This is a genomic window from Syntrophus buswellii, assembly GCF_046097065.1.
Lineage (GTDB): Bacteria > Desulfobacterota > Syntrophia > Syntrophales > Syntrophaceae > Syntrophus > Syntrophus buswellii.
The window spans coordinates 372,291-388,166 of sequence record NZ_CP175563.1 but is presented as its reverse complement, the minus strand read 5'-3'; the positions used below and the strand labels follow the sequence as shown (position 1 = coordinate 388,166).

The following is a 15,876-nucleotide window of genomic DNA, read 5'->3' as shown; positions in this document are numbered from 1 at the left end:
TTGAATTTAAGGGGGGTGCCCAATCTTTGGAAAATCAACCTGACGAAGGCCAACCGCAGGCCTCACAGAATTCGAACATCAATTCCCAAAACCACCAGAAGGGGAAATTTCTTCTCCTCGCCCTCGGCGCCCTGGGCGTTGTCTTCGGCGACCTGGGAACCAGCCCGCTTTACACCGTCCGGGAGTGCTTCTATGGGACGCACGCGATCAGCCTTTCCCACACCAATCTCATGGGAACGCTTTCCCTGATCTTCTGGTCGATGACCATGGTCATCAGCATCAAGTACGTGGTTTTCATCATGAGGGCGGATAACCGGGGAGAAGGCGGGATTTTTGCCCTCCTCGGCCTGATCCCCAGACCGTCGAGCAATATTTCATCCGGGCAACATGCCCTCGTGATGCTGGCGGGCATTCTGGGAGCGGGGCTTCTCTGCGGCGAGGGGATCATCACCCCGGCCATCTCCGTCCTTTCCGCAATCGAGGGCCTCGAGGTGGCGACCGAGGCGGCAAAACCGATGGTGGTTCCCCTGACCTGCGCAATCCTCCTCGGGCTCTTTCTCGTGCAGCGCCGGGGCACGGCGGACATCGGTATCGTTTTCGGTCCGATCATGCTTCTGTGGTTTGCCGCCTTGAGTTGCCTGGGCTTCGTGCAGATTCTTCACGAGCCCCGGGTGCTTTCCGCGGTGAACCCGATTTTTGCCTTCAACTTTTTTTTACAGAATCATTTCCATGGATTTCTTGTGCTCGGCTCCGTGGTCCTCTGCTTTACCGGTGGAGAGGCCCTTTACGCGGACCTGGGCCATTTCGGACGCAGCGCCATCCGCTTCTCCTGGCTCGCCATCGCCTACCCGGCCCTGCTGCTCAACTACTTCGGCCAGGGAGCGCTCCTTCTTCATCACCCGGAAATGAAAGTCAACCCCTTTTACGGCGTCGTTCCCGAACCCCTGCTCTATCCGATGGTCGGCCTGGCGACGGTTGCCGCCGTGATCGCTTCGCAGGCCCTGATTTCCGGGGTCTTTTCCATCACCCAGCAGGGCATACAGCTGGGATTTCTTCCCCGCATCAGGATCGTTCACACCTCCAGCGAGATGGAGGGGCAGATCTACATCCCCTTCGTCAACTATGCGCTCATGATCAGCTGCATCGGCGTCGTTCTCGGTTTCGGCGCATCCAGCGGACTGGCAGGGGCCTATGGCCTTTCCGTGACCGGCACGATGACGATCTCCTCGTTCCTGTTCTTCCTGGTCCTGGTCTACAACCGGAAATGGCCCCTCTGGAAGGCCATTCCCCTGGTGGCCACCTTTCTTGTCTTCGATCTTTCCTATCTGGGGGCCAATTTTCTGAAAATTGTCGACGGGGGGTGGTTCACCCTTCTGGCGGCGCTGATCATAACGACCGTGATGACCACCTGGCGCAGAGGAAGGGAGGAGTTGAACCATAAGCTTCAGGGGGAAAGACTGCCGGTGGACATTTTTCTTGAAGAGGTTGCGAAGCACAAGCTTCCCCGGGTCCCGGGCACGGCGATTTTCATGACGATCTCTCCAGCGGGCATACCGCCCACCCTTCTGCACCATGTGAAGCACAACCACATGCTGCACGGGCAGGTGGTGCTCCTCAGCATCCGTTCCACAGGCGTTCCCATGGTTCCGGATCGGGAACGCGTCGCCGTTGAAGATCTGGGCCAGGGATTTTACCGCCTGGAGGCCGTCTGCGGATTCATGCAGGAGCCCGATGTGCCGAAACTTCTGAAAATCGCCGCAGCCCAGGGGCTGGCGACGGATCCCATGACGACGACCTTCTATCTCGGCAGAGAATCGCTCCTCACCACCGGGACGGCGAAAATGATGCTCTGGCGCAAATCGCTCTTTGCCTTCATGTCCCGAAACGCCGGAACCCCTGCCTCCTACTTCAACCTGCCGGTCAACCGCGTGGTGGAACTGGGCGCTCAGGTGGAAATATAACCCCCAGGAAACCCGTGGGTTGCCTTGAGAGGAATCGAACGCCCATCCGTCATAAAAATGCGGGATCTCCCGGCGGCGATTCGCATTGCCGGAGGATCCCGCATGGTTATGGGGAGGGCGCTGACGGCCCCCCCCGAAAACAGCCCCTGTGGACTGCCTGCTTGCTTTTTTGCCTGTTCCGGCCCGCCTAACGGCCCATCATGCCGGGACCGTTACCGTAGCCCATTCCGGGACCCATTCTCGGACCCTGTTCGGGGGCGAAGCAGGGTCCTCTGCGACCCAGGTTCCCAAGTTGGCCCCGCTGTTCCGGAGTCAGCAGCTGATAGACGGCCCACTGATAGCTCGTCCTCTTGTCATGGATCTGATCCCTGATGGCCCGGATTTCCTTGTCCAGGGCTGTGATTTTGGCCTGATCCAGGTTCTTTTCCAGCCAGAGGAGCCTCAAATCGCCCTTCTTGCTGTAGAGCTGATCCCGGAGGGGCTTGATGTCCTTCAAGTGCGCGGCCTGCATGTCCGTCAGCTTGGCCTTCTGTTCCACCGTCAGGTTGAGTCCCGGAACTTTGGTGACATCTGCGCAAGGACCGTCTCCATGGCCCCGCCATCCCCTGTAAGCAAAAGATGGCACAGCAACCGCAACCGCAAGAACCAACACGGCCATCACCGTCAATAATTTCTTCATGGTCATTTCTCCTTTCTAAATGTGTTTTCGTTACTCTCCTTAATGGCAACAGTTGTGCCAGGACAGAAAGAAACGCCTATATTGTTGATATTAAAGGATTATTAAGAAAATGAATTTTTCTCTTTCGATGAAGGAGAGAAAATATGGGTAAAAAGTATCCAATTGTGGTATCCAGCTGAACAGTGTGTATCCAGTTAGGACATCGGGGCATCAACAGCCCCGAAAAAGCAGAGTGCGATGGATGGACAATCTCATGAAAAAGGTTCGCAGCGGATCTTCTTTAAGGAATTTCTGGGTGATGATCCCGCCGTGGATCATCCTGGGGGCGCTCCTGGTTTTGATTCCGATCTTCGCCTTCATCACCCTGGGGAATATCCACCGGGAGAACGAACTCACCACCCGCCTGCTGATTGAAAAGGGAGAGGCCCTGATACGCTCCTTCGAGGCGGGCGCCCGAGCGGGGGCCGGCCTCGAGTGGGGCAGCGTCCAGCTTCAGAAGCTGCTGATCGAAACGGCCCGCCAGCCGGGGGTGGATTATCTCATCATCGCCGATACGCAGGGGGTCATCGTGGCGGACAGCGATCCTTCCATGGTGGGAGAGATATACGGTTGGAACCTGGATCTCAGGGCGGCCGCCCGACGCACTTCGGCAGCCTGGCGCCGGATCGCCGATGATCAGGGCACCCATACCTTTGAGGTGTACCGGGGCCTTTCTTCCCCGGGAAGCCCTTTTCCGGGATTCCAGGAGCGGGCGGATCTTCCGGACAGCAGGGGCGCTGACGACAGAGCCCCGGAAAATGCCGGCCAGCCCCGGGGCTATGTAATCTTTGTCGGGCTGGACATGGGCCCCGTCCTGGCAGCCCAGGGACAGGACACCCGGAATGCCGTTATAACCGGCGTATCGCTCCTTCTCATCGGCTTTGCCGGAATGGTTTCCCTGCTCCTGGCACAGGGCTACCGTTCGGTGCGCGGCTCCCTTTCCCGGGCCAGGGCTTTCTCCGACAGCCTGGTGAATCACATGCCCATCGGGCTTGTGGCCATGGACCCCGGGAAAAGGATCATCGCCTTCAACGAGACGGCGGAAGCCCTTTTCGGGCTGCCGGCCGGGGATGTTTTGGGGCGAACAGCCGAGGAGGCCCTGCCTGATATCATTACAGAAACGACCGAAGGCCTCGGCAAGGCTCAGCAGATCCTGGAAAGGGAAGCGGAATGCCCAGTGAACAGGGAACGGACGATCCCCCTGTCCGTCATCGCCACAAGGCTTCAGGATGACGAAGGGAATTTTTTCGGATATGCCATCCTCTTCCGGGATCTGACGGAGGTACAGCACCTCAAGAGGGAATTGGAGCACAACCGTCGGCTGGCGGCCATCGGCAGCCTGGCTTCCGGCGTGGCCCATGAAATCCGGAACCCCCTGAGCTCCATCAAGGGATTTGCCACTTACCTGCGGGAGCGCTACCGGGACAATCCCGAGGATCTCCAGGTGACGGACATTATGATCCAGGAGGTGGAGCGGCTGAACCGGGTGATCGGCCAGCTTCTGGAATTTTCCCGCCCCCTGACCCTGAACCGGAAGGAGGCGGCCATCGAACCGATTCTCCGGCATGCCCTGAAAATGATAGAAGTCCAGGCCCGGGAGAAAGGGGTGTCCCTTGAAGCCGATTTCGGCCGCACGGTGCCCGATCTTCTTCTGGACAGCGACCGTATGACCCAGGTCTTTCTCAATCTGACCCTCAATGCCCTCAACGCCATGGAAAAGGGCGGAACGCTTTCCCTCAGGGTCGTCCAGTCTGGCGATCGAACCGTCCGGGTGGACGTTTCCGACACGGGAACGGGAATCGGCAAAGAGGAACTGGGGCGGATCTTTGATCCGTATTTCACGACCCGCCCTTCCGGAACCGGCCTTGGATTGCCCATTGCCCAGCGAATCGTCGAGGCTCACGGCGGAGAGATCCTTGTCTCCAGTGAACCCGGAAGGGGAACGGTATTTTCCGTCCTTCTTCCCCGCCGAGAGGCTTCGTCCGAACCTATCGAAATGGAGTTGTCTTCATGAAAAAGAAGATTGAAATTCTAGTGGTTGATGATGATTTTGCCCACCGGACCATGCTCAGGACCCTGATCTCCGGCTGGGGATATGCCGTTTCCGAAGCCGATGACGGGGCGACGGCCATTGAAGCCGTCCATCGGCACCCGGTAGACCTGGTTCTCATGGATATCCGGATGGTGCGGGTTTCGGGAATCGAGGCCCTCGAGGAAATCCACAGGCGCAATCCGGCCATCCCCATCATCCTCATGACCGCCTATGCCTCGGTGGAGACCGCCGTGGAAGCTCTCAAGAAGGGGGCCTACGATTACCTGACCAAGCCCCTGGACTTCGACGAGCTGAGGCTTGTTATGGAACGGGGGCTGGAGCACACGCACCTGAAGGAGGAAAATCTTCTCCTGAAGGAACGCCTGGGACTCCGCTTTGACCGGCGCAATGTCATCGGTCGCAGCGAGGCCATGACCAGGCTCCTCGACCTGGCGGCCCAGGTGGCCCCGTCTGAGGCGACGGTTCTCATCACCGGCGAATCAGGGACCGGAAAGGAGATTATCGCAGCCGCCATCCATTACAACAGCCTGCGGAAGGAGGGGCCCTTCATCAAGATCAATTGCGCGGCCATTACGGAAACGCTGCTGGAATCAGAGCTCTTCGGCCATGAAAAGGGCTCCTTTACCGGAGCTGACCGCCGCAGGGAGGGAAAGTTCCGCCAGGCCAACAGCGGGACCATCCTGCTCGACGAGGTGAGCGAGATGTCCCTGTCCATGCAGGTGAAGCTGCTTCGGGTCCTCCAGGAACGGGAAATCACCCGGGTCGGCGGTGAGGAGGTCATCCCCATCGACGTGCGGGTTATTACCGCCACCAACCGGGACCTTGTCCGGGAAATCGCCGCCGGACGCTTCCGGGAAGACCTCTACTACCGGCTCAATGTGGTGACCCTCCAGGTTCCGCCCCTGCGCGAGCGCAAAGAGGACATCCCCCTTTTGGCCGTCCATTTTCTGAAGGAATTCGCCAAGAAAAACCGCAAGGAGATCAAGGGATTCACCCCTCGCGCCCTGGACCGGATGCTCCGCTACCCCTGGCCCGGCAATGTGCGGGAACTGATGAATACCGTTGAACGCGGGGTAGTTCTTTCCCGGTCGGACTATCTCGACGAGCCTGACCTCTCTCCCGTTCTCATGGAAAACGACCCCGGCGAAGAGCAACACGGGGCCGCAGTCGGGAAGTCCTCCCTTGAAAGCGTTGAGAAGGCAACCATTCTGAAAACCCTGGACGAAACCGGCGGGAACAAGAGCGAGGCGTCACGGCGGCTGGGAATCACCCGGCGGACCCTTCACCAGAAGCTGAAAAAATACGGTATGATGTAAAAGTGGAGCCGCCCCTCTAGAACAAAAATGGCCCCGAATCGCCGCAGAGACCGGCGGATTCGGGGCCCCCTGATGTAATCGGATGCAAGAGATGAAAAATCCGCGGCATCCATGAATTTTTTAACCGATGGCTGCGGATCCCCGCTCCCCGGTGCCGATCCGGACGCACTCCTGCAGGTCCAGGACAAAGATCTTCCCGTCGCCGGTCTCTCCGGTGTGGGCGCCTTTAACGATGGCCTGAATGGTCTTTTCCACAAAATCCTCGTTGACGGCGATGTCCAGCCTCACCTTCCGCAGCAGGCCGCCGGCCTCGCGCATTCCCCGGTACACCTCCGTATATCCTTTCTGGCGCCCCTGACCAAGAACATTGGAAACGGTCATGAGGTTCACGTTCACGGCTTCCAGGGCACCTTTCACTTCCTCCAGCTTGTGGGGCTGGATAATGGCCACAATCAGTTTCATGGTTTTTCTCCTCACTCTACGACCGTGTAGGCCGATTCGCACTGCTGACTCAGATCGAGCCCCAGGATTTCACTCTTCTTGTCCACTTTCATGCCCAGCAGGGCGTCGATGACCTTGAAGAGAACAAAGGTGACGACAGCGGCGTAAAGAACGGTAACCCCCACAAGCGCGAGCTGGACGAGAAATTGATGGAGGCCGCCGAAAAAGAGGCCGTCCGCACCGGCGGAATTGACCGCCTTCTCCGCCAAGAGTCCCGTGGCGATCGTGCCCCAGGCTCCGCCGACCCCGTGCACGCCGAAGGCATCGAGGGAATCGTCATAACCCAGTTTGGCCTTGACGACGGCAATGGCCATGTAGCAGATCGCGCTGGCGGCCGCCCCGATGACGATGGAGCTCAAGGGGGAAACAAAGCCGCAGGCGGGGGTGATGGCCACCAGGCCCGCCACCGCACCCGTCACAGTGCCGAGGACGGTGGGCGCGCCGTGAATCCTCCATTCGATCAGGGCCCAGGCAAAACCCGCCGCAGCCGTTGCCGTATTGGTCGTTACGAAGGCATTTGCCGCCAGCTCATTGGCGGCAAGGGCGCTTCCCGCATTGAACCCGAACCAGCCGAACCAGAGCAGCGCGCCGCCCAGGACCGTGAAAGGCAGATTGTGAGGCCGGAAGGGTTCGCTGGCATAGCCGATCCGCTTTCCAAGCAGCAGCGCCATGACCAGGGCGGATATGCCGGAACTCACATGAACGACGATTCCCCCCGCAAAATCAAGGGCGCCCAGTCTTCTCATCCAGCCGCCCGTACTCCAGACCCAGTGGGCCAGGGGATCATAGACCAGGGTGGCCCAGAGGATCGTCAGTACGAGAAAGGAGGAAAATTTCACCCGTTCCGCAAAGGCGCCGATAATCAAGGCCGGCGTGATGATGGCGAACATCGCCTGGAAGATCATAAAAACGAGATGGGGAATGGTGGCGGCATAATCCCCGTTGGGAGCGCCCCCGACCCCCTTCAGACCCGCCCAGTCCAGACCGCCGATGATTCCCCAGCCCGTATCGGGACCAAAGGCCAGGGAATATCCATAAAGGACCCACTGCAGACTGATGGCGCACATGATGATAAAGCACTGCATAAGAATGGAGAGAACATTCTTCCGCCGCACCAGCCCGCCATAGAAAAAGGCCAGGCCGGGCGTCATAACAAAAACCAGTACCGTGGACATGAGGACCCAGGCGGTATCTCCTGCATTCATGATGAGTTCCTCCTCTAGAATTTCAATCGTTTCAAAGTGCCGCAGATCTGAAAACCGGTTTCTTTATCGGCCGGCGACAAGCGGTTCCGCAAGCTTGACGCCTTGGAAAGGAACAGAGCAAAGGGAGTGCCAGGGGAAAAAATCATTTTATCTTATTGATATAACAAAACAAATACTTACCAGCCCTCGGCTCGGATACTTAATTGGAACAATATTGTTCCTTCGCGGCACTGCTTCAGACCATAATTGAACAACGGCCTGTCCAGACAGGGGGATTTCCCCTGGCGGAAACACCGGTCCCGCTCCTCCATCTTCAAGGATCAAAGCCGGATTCCGACACCCCCGGACTCCTTGTATCGCCTTTCACGGCCTGCCGGGCAAAGGCAGCTCCGCCGCAGGATTTCCCCTTGCGCTGCGGGATAAAACATGGAATGAAAGCGTGGGCTGTAAGGGGAGAGTCGATGTCGCACAGGAGATTCAATGGACTTGAGCTATACGCTTTTAAGGAGCGGAAAAAGGCGGAAGACGCTCTGCCTCCAAGTGGCAAGGGATGGCCGGATCGTCATCCGGGCCCCCTTGTTCACCCCTCAGGATGAAATCGAGAAGTTTTTTTTGAACAAACTGGACTGGCTGAGGGATCGCCTCCGAAAGAGGGACAGGCTGCCGGAGGAAAGGAGCCCTCGGGCCTTTCGGGAAGGGGAAACCTTCCTCTTTATGGGAACGGCCTATCCCCTTCGGATCGAACCGGCAGATTCCGCTTTGGAAGGCCGGCTTTTCTTCGATTCCAGGCATTTCGTTCTCGGACGGAGCGATCCGGCAAGGGGCCGGGAGATTTTTACCGCCTGGTACGGAGAGCAGGCCCGGAGACACATCGGGGAGCGACTGGAGGAATTCAGCCGGCGCCTGGAGCTCTTTCCCCGGAGTTTTCGAATTACAGCGGCAAGGAGCTTCTGGGGGTCCTGCTCAGCGGCGGACCGGCTGGCCTTCAACTGGCGGCTGATCATGGCGCCCTGCTCCGTTATCGATTATGTCATTGTCCATGAGCTTCAGCATCTCGCGGAAAAGAATCATTCCCCGGCATTCTGGAAGCGGGTCGCCCTGGTGATTCCCGATTACCGGGATCGGAAACTCTGGCTGCGCAAAAATGGCTCCTTCCTGAATCTGTGATTCCAATTCCAGATCAAAGATGGTAGCAAGATGACAGAAACATGGAAGACACGCTGATCTTCAGCGCTGAATATTTGCAGATTACTCAAGGAGACGTCGTGTGGATGAAGAGTTGATTCCTCTGTCCCTCCTGAAGGAGGGGGAAGAAGGGATTGTCCGCTCCGTCAGGGGGGGAAGAAGACTGATCAGTCGGCTGGCCAGCATGGGAATCAGCCAGAATGCCCGAATCCGGGTCCTGCAGAGCGCCGGCGGCCGGTTCATTGTCGAGGCGTCCGACGCCCGCATCGCCCTGGGATGGTTCGAGGTCGGCCATATCGGCGTGGTCCGAAGCGTCACCAGCAGGGAAGAACCCCCACCCGCCTCGGAACAGCGCCGCATCCTGGTGGCCCTCGCCGGTCAACCCAACGTCGGGAAATCGACGATCTTCAATATCCTGACCGGCCTTTCCCAGCATGTGGGCAACTGGCCCGGCAAAACGGTGGAGAAGAAGGAAGGCGTCTACATCGCCGACAATACGGAGATGCACATCGTCGATCTCCCCGGCACATACAGCCTTACGGCCTTTTCAGAGGAAGAGCGCGTTGCCAGGGATTTCATCCTTCAAAACCGCCCCGATGTCATCGCCCTGCTGATCAACGCCTCATCCCTGGAACGAAGTCTCTATCTTCTCTCGGAACTGCTTCTCCTGGGACCTCCCGTGGTCGCTGCGGTGAACATGATCGACGTGGCCGAATCCTCGGGAATCAGCATCAACATGGCAAAGCTCCGCAAATCCCTGGGCATTCCCGTCGTTCCCATGATTGCCACAAAAAATACCGGGATCAACGACCTGGTCGCCCAGATCCTTGCAACGGCCGACGGCAATGAGTCCTATCAGCCCGTTCTTCCCGGAGTGTCATCGGATCACGAGGACGTCTACCATGAGCTGCTGAACCTGATCCGCGAACATGCCACCCCGGACGCCTACCCCCCGGAATGGGTTTCCATCAAGCTGATGGAGGGAGACGGAGAAATTTCCAGGAGAGTGGAAGACCGCGTGCCGGCCTTTGTCCGGGAGCGGATCAACGCCCTCCTCATCGAACACGAAGACGCCCTGCGCGCCGTGGTCAACGGCCGCTACAGCTGGATCAAGACGATCACGGACCAGGCGGTCTCCCGGAAACGAATGGAAGAAGTGCTGCTCACCGACCGGATCGATCATGTCCTGACCCGTCCAATCTGGGGAATACCGATTCTTCTTGGCGTCTTCGGACTCATCTTTCTTCTGACCTACACCGTCGGATTCCCCCTGCAGAAGCTTCTGGAGGAGGCGGTCATCCTGCTGGGCCGTTCCCTGGAGCCTCTTTTTGTCTCTGCTCCGCTGTGGCTGAAGGGACTCGTTCTTGACGGGGTGATCGGGGGAGCAGGATCGGTCCTGACCTTCCTCCCCATCCTGGTCATCTTCTTTGCGGTCCTGGCATTGCTTGAAGACGTCGGCTACATGGCGCGGGCAGCCTTCGTGATGGACCGCTTCATGCATCTCATCGGGCTTCACGGCAAGAGCTTCATGCCCCTGTGCCTGGGTTTCGGCTGCAATGTACCGGCAATCATGGGGGCCAGGATTCTGGAATCCAGGAAAGCCCGGCTTCTCACGCTTCTGCTGATTCCCTTTGTTCCCTGCACGGCGCGCCTGGCCGTTCTGACCTTCATGACGGCCGCGCTTTTCGGCCATAAGGCAACCCTCGTTTCCTGGTCCCTGCTGACCTTGAACATCCTCGTCCTGGGCGTCGTCGGAATGGCGGCTTCAGCGCTTTTTCTCAAGGACGAGCAGACCCCTTTCATCATGGAACTTCCCCTCTACCATAAGCCCAATCCCCGAACCATCGGCATGGTGGTCTGGAGCCGTTCCCTCGCCTTTGTGAAAAAGGCGGGAACGGTGATTGTCCTCGTCTCTGTCGTGATCTGGCTGCTGTCCTACCTTCCCGAGGGTCGGCTGGAAGACAGCTTCCTGGCGCGGGGAGGAATGCTCCTGGAGCCGTTTGGGGTTCCCCTTGGCCTGGACTGGAAAATGGTGACGGCCCTGCTGACCAGCATCGTGGCAAAAGAAAACGCCGTCGCCACGCTGGGAGTCCTGTACGGAGTGGGAGACGAAGGACTTGTCCGCCTGCTGCCGTCGGTGATCAGTGCCGCATCGGGGCTCTCCTTCCTGGTTGTTCTGATGCTCTTTGTCCCCTGTGCGGCGACCGTGGCGGTGATGAAGCAGGAGATGAGAGATCGGAAGTGGTTTGTGCTGTCCCTGACTCTGACCCTGGTCATCTCCTATCTGGGGGGCATGGCCGCCTATCGAATCGCTTTCTGGCTCGGTTTGTAAAGGCGCCCCTGAAATCCGCCCGACGTTATAGGACACGCGACAGGGAAGGACCGAATGACCGTTGTGCCGGTCCTTCCTTATGGAAGAGAAGTCATTTGTGACGGGTAATGCAATCGTGAATTGTTTTTTCCGTAAATATATGCTTAGTACTCCATTAAAAATGGAGGGAAACTCAGAATGAGCTCGATCAAGCATCCGCCTATTTCTTTAACCGCAAATTTTTATCAGCTGGGAACTCCGGCTTTCCCTGCTTTCCTGTCCATGGGAGACATCGGGATGTTAATCGAAGGGGGGACAGGCCCTACGTTCCCGATCATCGTTGAACAGATAAGAACCCTGGGAATCAGCCCTGAAAGAATCAAGTATATCATCCTGACCCACACCCACGCCGATCACATAGGCGGCATTCCCCATTTCAAGCGCATATGGCCGCACATCAAGCTGATCGGCAGCAAGGTGGCCGATAAGATTTTCAAGAAAAAGGAATTGTTCTTTGATTATCTCCTGGCTGACACGGCCATCGCCCAGCTCATGAAGGCCAAGGATGAGATAGACGACCTGCCGCCTTCACTGAACGACTACCACTTTGAGCTTGATTCCAGCGTGAAGGAAGGGGACAGGATCGACCTCGGCAAGGGGGTCGTCTGGGAGGTTTACGAAACGCCGGGGCATTCGCCATGCCACATCTGCCTTTTTGAACGGTCGGAGGGCACCCTGGTTGTTGGAGACTGCACCGGATTTTATGTCCCGGAAAAGGATGCGTTCTGGCCGAATTATTTTGTATCCCTGGAAGATTATGTGAACAGCATCCGCAAGCTTGCAGCCCTGCCGGCCAATCGGGCCGTTCTGAGCCACAACTGCGTCGTATACGGAAAGGTCAGAGAGTATCTGCAGTATGCCATGGCTGCCACAGAAAAATACCATCGGGAACTTCTGGATCGACTTGCCAATGGAGAGACGGCGGAACGGATCGCCCTGGACAAGGCGAGGTTTGTCGACAGCATTACCGATATCCAGCCGTTCAAGATCATGTATGACTTGAGCAAACTCATGATCAACAGGTCACAGAAGGCCGATCCGAATCTTTCCTTCGAGCTTTAGGCGGAAGCACGCTGTGACACCCCTGGAACCCGCCGGTCTTCCGGACTCGCCTCGCTTCGGGAGCCATCCAGCTCCCGGCGCAGCATCTTCAGCAAGTCCGGGGGTTTAAACGGCTTCTGGATCAGTTTGAGTCCGGAAGTGAGAATAAAGTTGGTGTGCAGGGCATCTTCACTGTATCCGCTCATAAAGAGGCACCGGATGCCGGGATGGACGGCGCGGATCTCATCATAGACGCAGCGTCCGCCCTTCCTGGGCATGATGACATCCAGCAGCAGTAGATCGATCTCTTGCGCGTGGCCCCGGTAGATGCGCAGGGCATCTTCGCCATCGACGGCCGCAAGGACCCTGTATCCAGCCATCTTCAGTATCTCCTCGGTGAGGAAGCGGAGAGGGGCATCGTCTTCCGCCATGAGGATCGTCTCATGGCCCCCCGGAGGCAGGACTGTTTCCTCCTCGAAAAGCTCTTGCTCGGAACTTTCGATAACCGGAAGGCAGATCTTGAATCGGGCGCCTTCCCCGGGTTCGCTGTCGACCTGGACGATCCCTTCATGCTGCCGGATGATCCCGTAGACGGTGGCCAAGCCAAGGCCTGTGCCCTGCAATTTTCCCTTCGTGGTATAAAAGGGTTCGAAGATTTTGCTTTTCGTTTCCGGGTCCATTCCGCAGCCTGAATCCGTTATGCTCATCTGCACGTACCGCCCCGGTTTTGCCCCGTCATGCCGGGCGCAAACGCCGTCATCAAGCCAGGCGTTCTGAGTCTCGATGGACAGGCGCCCTCCGTCGGGCATGGCATCCCGGGCATTGACACAGAGGTTGATGAGCACCTGCTCCATCTGCCCCCGGTCGGCGTTCACCTTCCACAATGCAGAGCCGGGAAGGATGTCCAACTCGATATTTTCGCCGATGAGGCGGCGGAGCATCTTCATGAGATTGTCAATGACCGCATTCAAATCCAGCGGACCCAGCTGAAGGACCTGACGCCTGCTGAAGGCAAGCAGCTGGCGGGTCAACGCGGCCGCTTTCTCCCCGGCTTTTTCAACCTCTTTCAATTTTCTGTAATGCCTGTCCTCTGTTCCCAGTGACATCAGAACCATGTTGGTATAGCCGAGGATGGCCTGCAGGATGTTGTTAAAGTCATGGGCCACCCCGCCGGCGAGCTGACCGATGGCCTCCATCTTCTGTGCCTGGCGAAGCTGCTCTTCAAGCGCCTTGCGGGATGTGATATCCTGAAAGACGATAATTGATCCGCCGGAGTCGCTCGTTCCATCCAGATAGGATCGGCCCACCAGCGCCCAGATGGACGCCCCATCCTTTCGTCTCATCCGAAGCTCTTTCATGGCGTACTGCGTTGAATACAGAGCCTCTCCCGCCGCCCGGTAATCTTCGTCGCTGAAGTAGAGGAAGCGGGCCGTGCGCCCCACCATTTCTTCCGGCAGATAACCGAATGTCCTGAGGCAATAATCGTTGACCCTCATGATGACCCTGTCCTCACCGACGGCGCATATGGCCAGGGGAGCGGCCTGGAACAGAACTCTCCAGAGGGCTTCGTTCTGCTTACGTTCCGTAATATCGCGCGCAGAGCTGATGACGGCCTTGACCTCCCCGGAATCGTCCTTTTCCGGAATTTGAATCACATCGAGCCACAGCCCGTCCGGTTGCTGGAATTGATGGCGGATAATTTCTCCAGATACAAAGCCCCGTTCAACGATCTCATGGCCTTCGTCGCATATTTCCCGGGAAAACCCGACATCTTCAAAGGTCTTGCCGATAAACTCACCCGGTGACAGGGGAAATCCGCTATGCTCGATCACGAACCGGTTGACATAGAGGTAGCGATGATTCCGGTCGAAGCGTACGATTCCATCCCCGCAGTTTTCCACCAGGGCGCGGAAGGTCTCTTCCCTTTCCCGCAGGGCCGCCTCGGCGGCTTTACGCTGGGTGATGTCCCGGACATTGGCCAGAATCAGGGGACGATTGGCCAGCACAAGCCGCTTGACGGCAACTTCGGCCTCAAAGGTGGAGCCATCGCTGAGTCGCCTCGCCCTCTGTTCGAACTGGAACGATTCCCCCTTCATCACCCTGTCCCACAGCTCCTTCTGAAGCTCGCCAGGAGAATCCTCTGCGGGAAAACAGTCGAGAAAGGATGATTCGAGCGCCTCCTCTCTGCTGATATCATGAATTTCCAGCATCTTCTGATTGCAGTCCAGGATCCGTCCTTCGGCATCATGGACAACGATCGCGTCGTGGGTATTGTCAAAAATCGTGCGGAGAAACTGCTGCGACTCTCTCAGGTCCTGCTCTTTCCGGTTGCGGTCGGTTATATCCTCGAGGACAACCACTGTCTCCAGCGAAGGTCCTTTCGATTGAAGACGTGCAGCAGTCAAGACCATATCGCGAATGCCCCCGTCCTTCCGCCGATGTGTTGTCTGGACGGAAGCGATGCCCTGCTCGGAGACTTCCGGGTACAGCTCCCTGCCCACCCGCTCATACTCCGCGTCATCCTCGTACAAGATCCGCGTTGAGTGCCCGATGATTTCAGGCTCCGAATATCCGGTGATATCGCACCAGGCCTGGTTGACACTGCGGAAAATGCGGTCCTTCATGATGGACAGGCCTATAGGAACCGCCTTGAACGTCGCACGGAGACCCTCTTCCGCCTTCCTGCGCCTGGTGATATCCCGGTCGATGCCCCGATACCCTTCCAGATGCCCCCATTCATTGATAATGGGTATGCCGCTCGTTTCGATAACAACGATCCGGCCATCCTTATGGAGGTTGATATTTTCCAGCCTTTGAAAGGGTTTTGGCCTTTCAAGGTGTTCAGCCAGGATTTCAGCCACGCGCTCCGCCTCGCCGGGAGGCATCAGATCCGTCACAGCCCTGCCCAGGACCTCCAGGGGTTCATATCCCAGGATATCTTTGACCTTGGGGCTTGCATAGGTGTAGATACCCCGGTAATCCGTCTCCCAGATCCAGTCGCTCGTCGCCTCAACGAGCGACCGGAAACGTTCCGCGCTGTTCCTCAGCGCCCTTTCCGCCAGACAGTGGTCGGATTCCGATCGTTCCAGTTCTTTAATCCTCTGCTTCAGGCGATCATTCTCTTCAAACAGGTCTTCAATGGTTTTTGCTGAATCGTACATCCTGAGCTCCTATGCCATGACGAAGGGAAAGACGGGGAGGGGAAAAGAAATCATGGCTGGGGTTACGACAACTTTTTATGGGGCTACTGATTCCTCTTTGCATGTCAAATGAGGCGTTCGGCCTCGCGTTACCCGACAGAAAACATGGATTGAACTATTTTATTTCATTAACAATAACAGGCAAGCAACTATCATTCCTGATCATCTTTGCGCTGCCGGACAATCAAATGAAGTCCATTCCCGCCTTCAGATATCCGCCATGGTTCATTCCCGCATCTGTTTGTTCCTGCCATGCGCCCCTTTCTCTAGACATCCCGGCGGCAGGATGCTATGAATGACACTGCCGGGTTTTCGGATTTTCCAA

The 15,876-nt window shown here is 57.5% G+C and carries 10 protein-coding genes; 6 read left to right on the top strand and 4 right to left on the bottom strand.

The window, feature by feature from the left end; all coding sequences use genetic code 11:
- The first annotated feature begins 26 nt into the window (after window positions 1-26).
- On the top strand, window positions 27-1,961 hold the full coding sequence (locus tag ACJ77P_RS01780) for a potassium transporter Kup (protein WP_367360609.1): 1,935 nt from the start codon (window positions 27-29) through the stop codon (window positions 1,959-1,961).
- Between the two features lie 187 nt (window positions 1,962-2,148).
- Here ACJ77P_RS01780 and ACJ77P_RS01775 read toward each other — a convergent pair whose 3' ends face one another.
- A complete protein-coding gene (locus ACJ77P_RS01775; protein ID WP_367360608.1) occupies window positions 2,149-2,640 on the bottom strand; it encodes a Spy/CpxP family protein refolding chaperone in 492 nt (163 codons plus the stop codon).
- Between the two features lie 253 nt (window positions 2,641-2,893).
- Between ACJ77P_RS01775 and ACJ77P_RS01770 the strand changes: the two genes are divergently transcribed.
- Window positions 2,894-4,693, top strand: coding sequence for a nitrogen regulation protein NR(II) (locus ACJ77P_RS01770; RefSeq protein WP_367360607.1), 1,800 nt, complete (start codon window positions 2,894-2,896; stop codon window positions 4,691-4,693).
- Complete coding sequence (locus ACJ77P_RS01765) at window positions 4,690-6,048, top strand: sigma-54 dependent transcriptional regulator (RefSeq protein ID WP_367360606.1); 1,359 nt, start codon at window positions 4,690-4,692, stop codon at window positions 6,046-6,048. Before ACJ77P_RS01770 ends, ACJ77P_RS01765 begins: the two co-directional genes overlap by 4 nt.
- A 120-nt stretch (window positions 6,049-6,168) precedes the next feature.
- Here ACJ77P_RS01765 and ACJ77P_RS01760 read toward each other — a convergent pair whose 3' ends face one another.
- Complete coding sequence (locus ACJ77P_RS01760) at window positions 6,169-6,510, bottom strand: P-II family nitrogen regulator (RefSeq protein ID WP_367360605.1); 342 nt, start codon at window positions 6,508-6,510, stop codon at window positions 6,169-6,171.
- 11 nt (window positions 6,511-6,521) lie between these two features.
- On the bottom strand, window positions 6,522-7,754 hold the full coding sequence (locus tag ACJ77P_RS01755; RefSeq protein WP_367360604.1) for an ammonium transporter: 1,233 nt from the start codon (window positions 7,752-7,754) through the stop codon (window positions 6,522-6,524).
- Window positions 7,755-8,234: 480 nt separating this feature from the next.
- On the opposite strand from ACJ77P_RS01755, the gene ACJ77P_RS01750 reads away from it, so the two are divergent.
- From ACJ77P_RS01750 to ACJ77P_RS01740, 3 genes are all read left to right on the top strand, one after another.
- Window positions 8,235-8,921: a M48 family metallopeptidase gene (locus tag ACJ77P_RS01750; RefSeq protein ID WP_367360603.1), complete on the top strand. Its 687-nt coding sequence runs from the start codon at window positions 8,235-8,237 to the stop codon at window positions 8,919-8,921.
- Window positions 8,922-9,021: 100 nt separating this feature from the next.
- Window positions 9,022-11,271 (top strand): ferrous iron transport protein B, encoded by a 2,250-nt coding sequence (feoB, locus tag ACJ77P_RS01745; RefSeq protein WP_367360602.1) that lies wholly within the window; start codon window positions 9,022-9,024, stop codon window positions 11,269-11,271.
- Window positions 11,272-11,448: 177 nt separating this feature from the next.
- Entirely contained in the window at window positions 11,449-12,372 is a 924-nt protein-coding gene (locus ACJ77P_RS01740) for an MBL fold metallo-hydrolase (protein WP_367360601.1), read from the top strand.
- Here the strand turns inward: ACJ77P_RS01740 and ACJ77P_RS01735 are convergent.
- Complete coding sequence (locus tag ACJ77P_RS01735) at window positions 12,369-15,512, bottom strand: PAS domain S-box protein (protein ID WP_408998850.1); 3,144 nt, start codon at window positions 15,510-15,512, stop codon at window positions 12,369-12,371. The two genes, ACJ77P_RS01740 and ACJ77P_RS01735, sit on opposite strands and share 4 nt — an antisense overlap.
- Window positions 15,513-15,876: the final 364 nt, after the last annotated feature.

Excerpts from the sequence above, each read along its gene's own strand:
- ACJ77P_RS01775 (WP_367360608.1), bottom strand. The coding sequence starts at position 2,640 with ATGAAGAAATTATTGACGGTGATGGCCGTGTTGGTTCTTGCGGTTGCG.
- ACJ77P_RS01770 (WP_367360607.1), top strand. The coding sequence starts at position 2,894 with ATGAAAAAGGTTCGCAGCGGATCTTCTTTAAGGAATTTCTGGGTGATG.
- ACJ77P_RS01765 (WP_367360606.1), top strand. The coding sequence starts at position 4,690 with ATGAAAAAGAAGATTGAAATTCTAGTGGTTGATGATGATTTTGCCCAC.
- ACJ77P_RS01735 (WP_408998850.1), bottom strand. The coding sequence starts at position 15,512 with ATGTACGATTCAGCAAAAACCATTGAAGACCTGTTTGAAGAGAATGAT.
- ACJ77P_RS01755 (WP_367360604.1), bottom strand. The coding sequence starts at position 7,754 with ATGAATGCAGGAGATACCGCCTGGGTCCTCATGTCCACGGTACTGGTT.
- ACJ77P_RS01740 (WP_367360601.1), top strand. The coding sequence starts at position 11,449 with ATGAGCTCGATCAAGCATCCGCCTATTTCTTTAACCGCAAATTTTTAT.
- ACJ77P_RS01750 (WP_367360603.1), top strand. The coding sequence starts at position 8,235 with ATGGACTTGAGCTATACGCTTTTAAGGAGCGGAAAAAGGCGGAAGACG.
- ACJ77P_RS01760 (WP_367360605.1), bottom strand. The coding sequence starts at position 6,510 with ATGAAACTGATTGTGGCCATTATCCAGCCCCACAAGCTGGAGGAAGTG.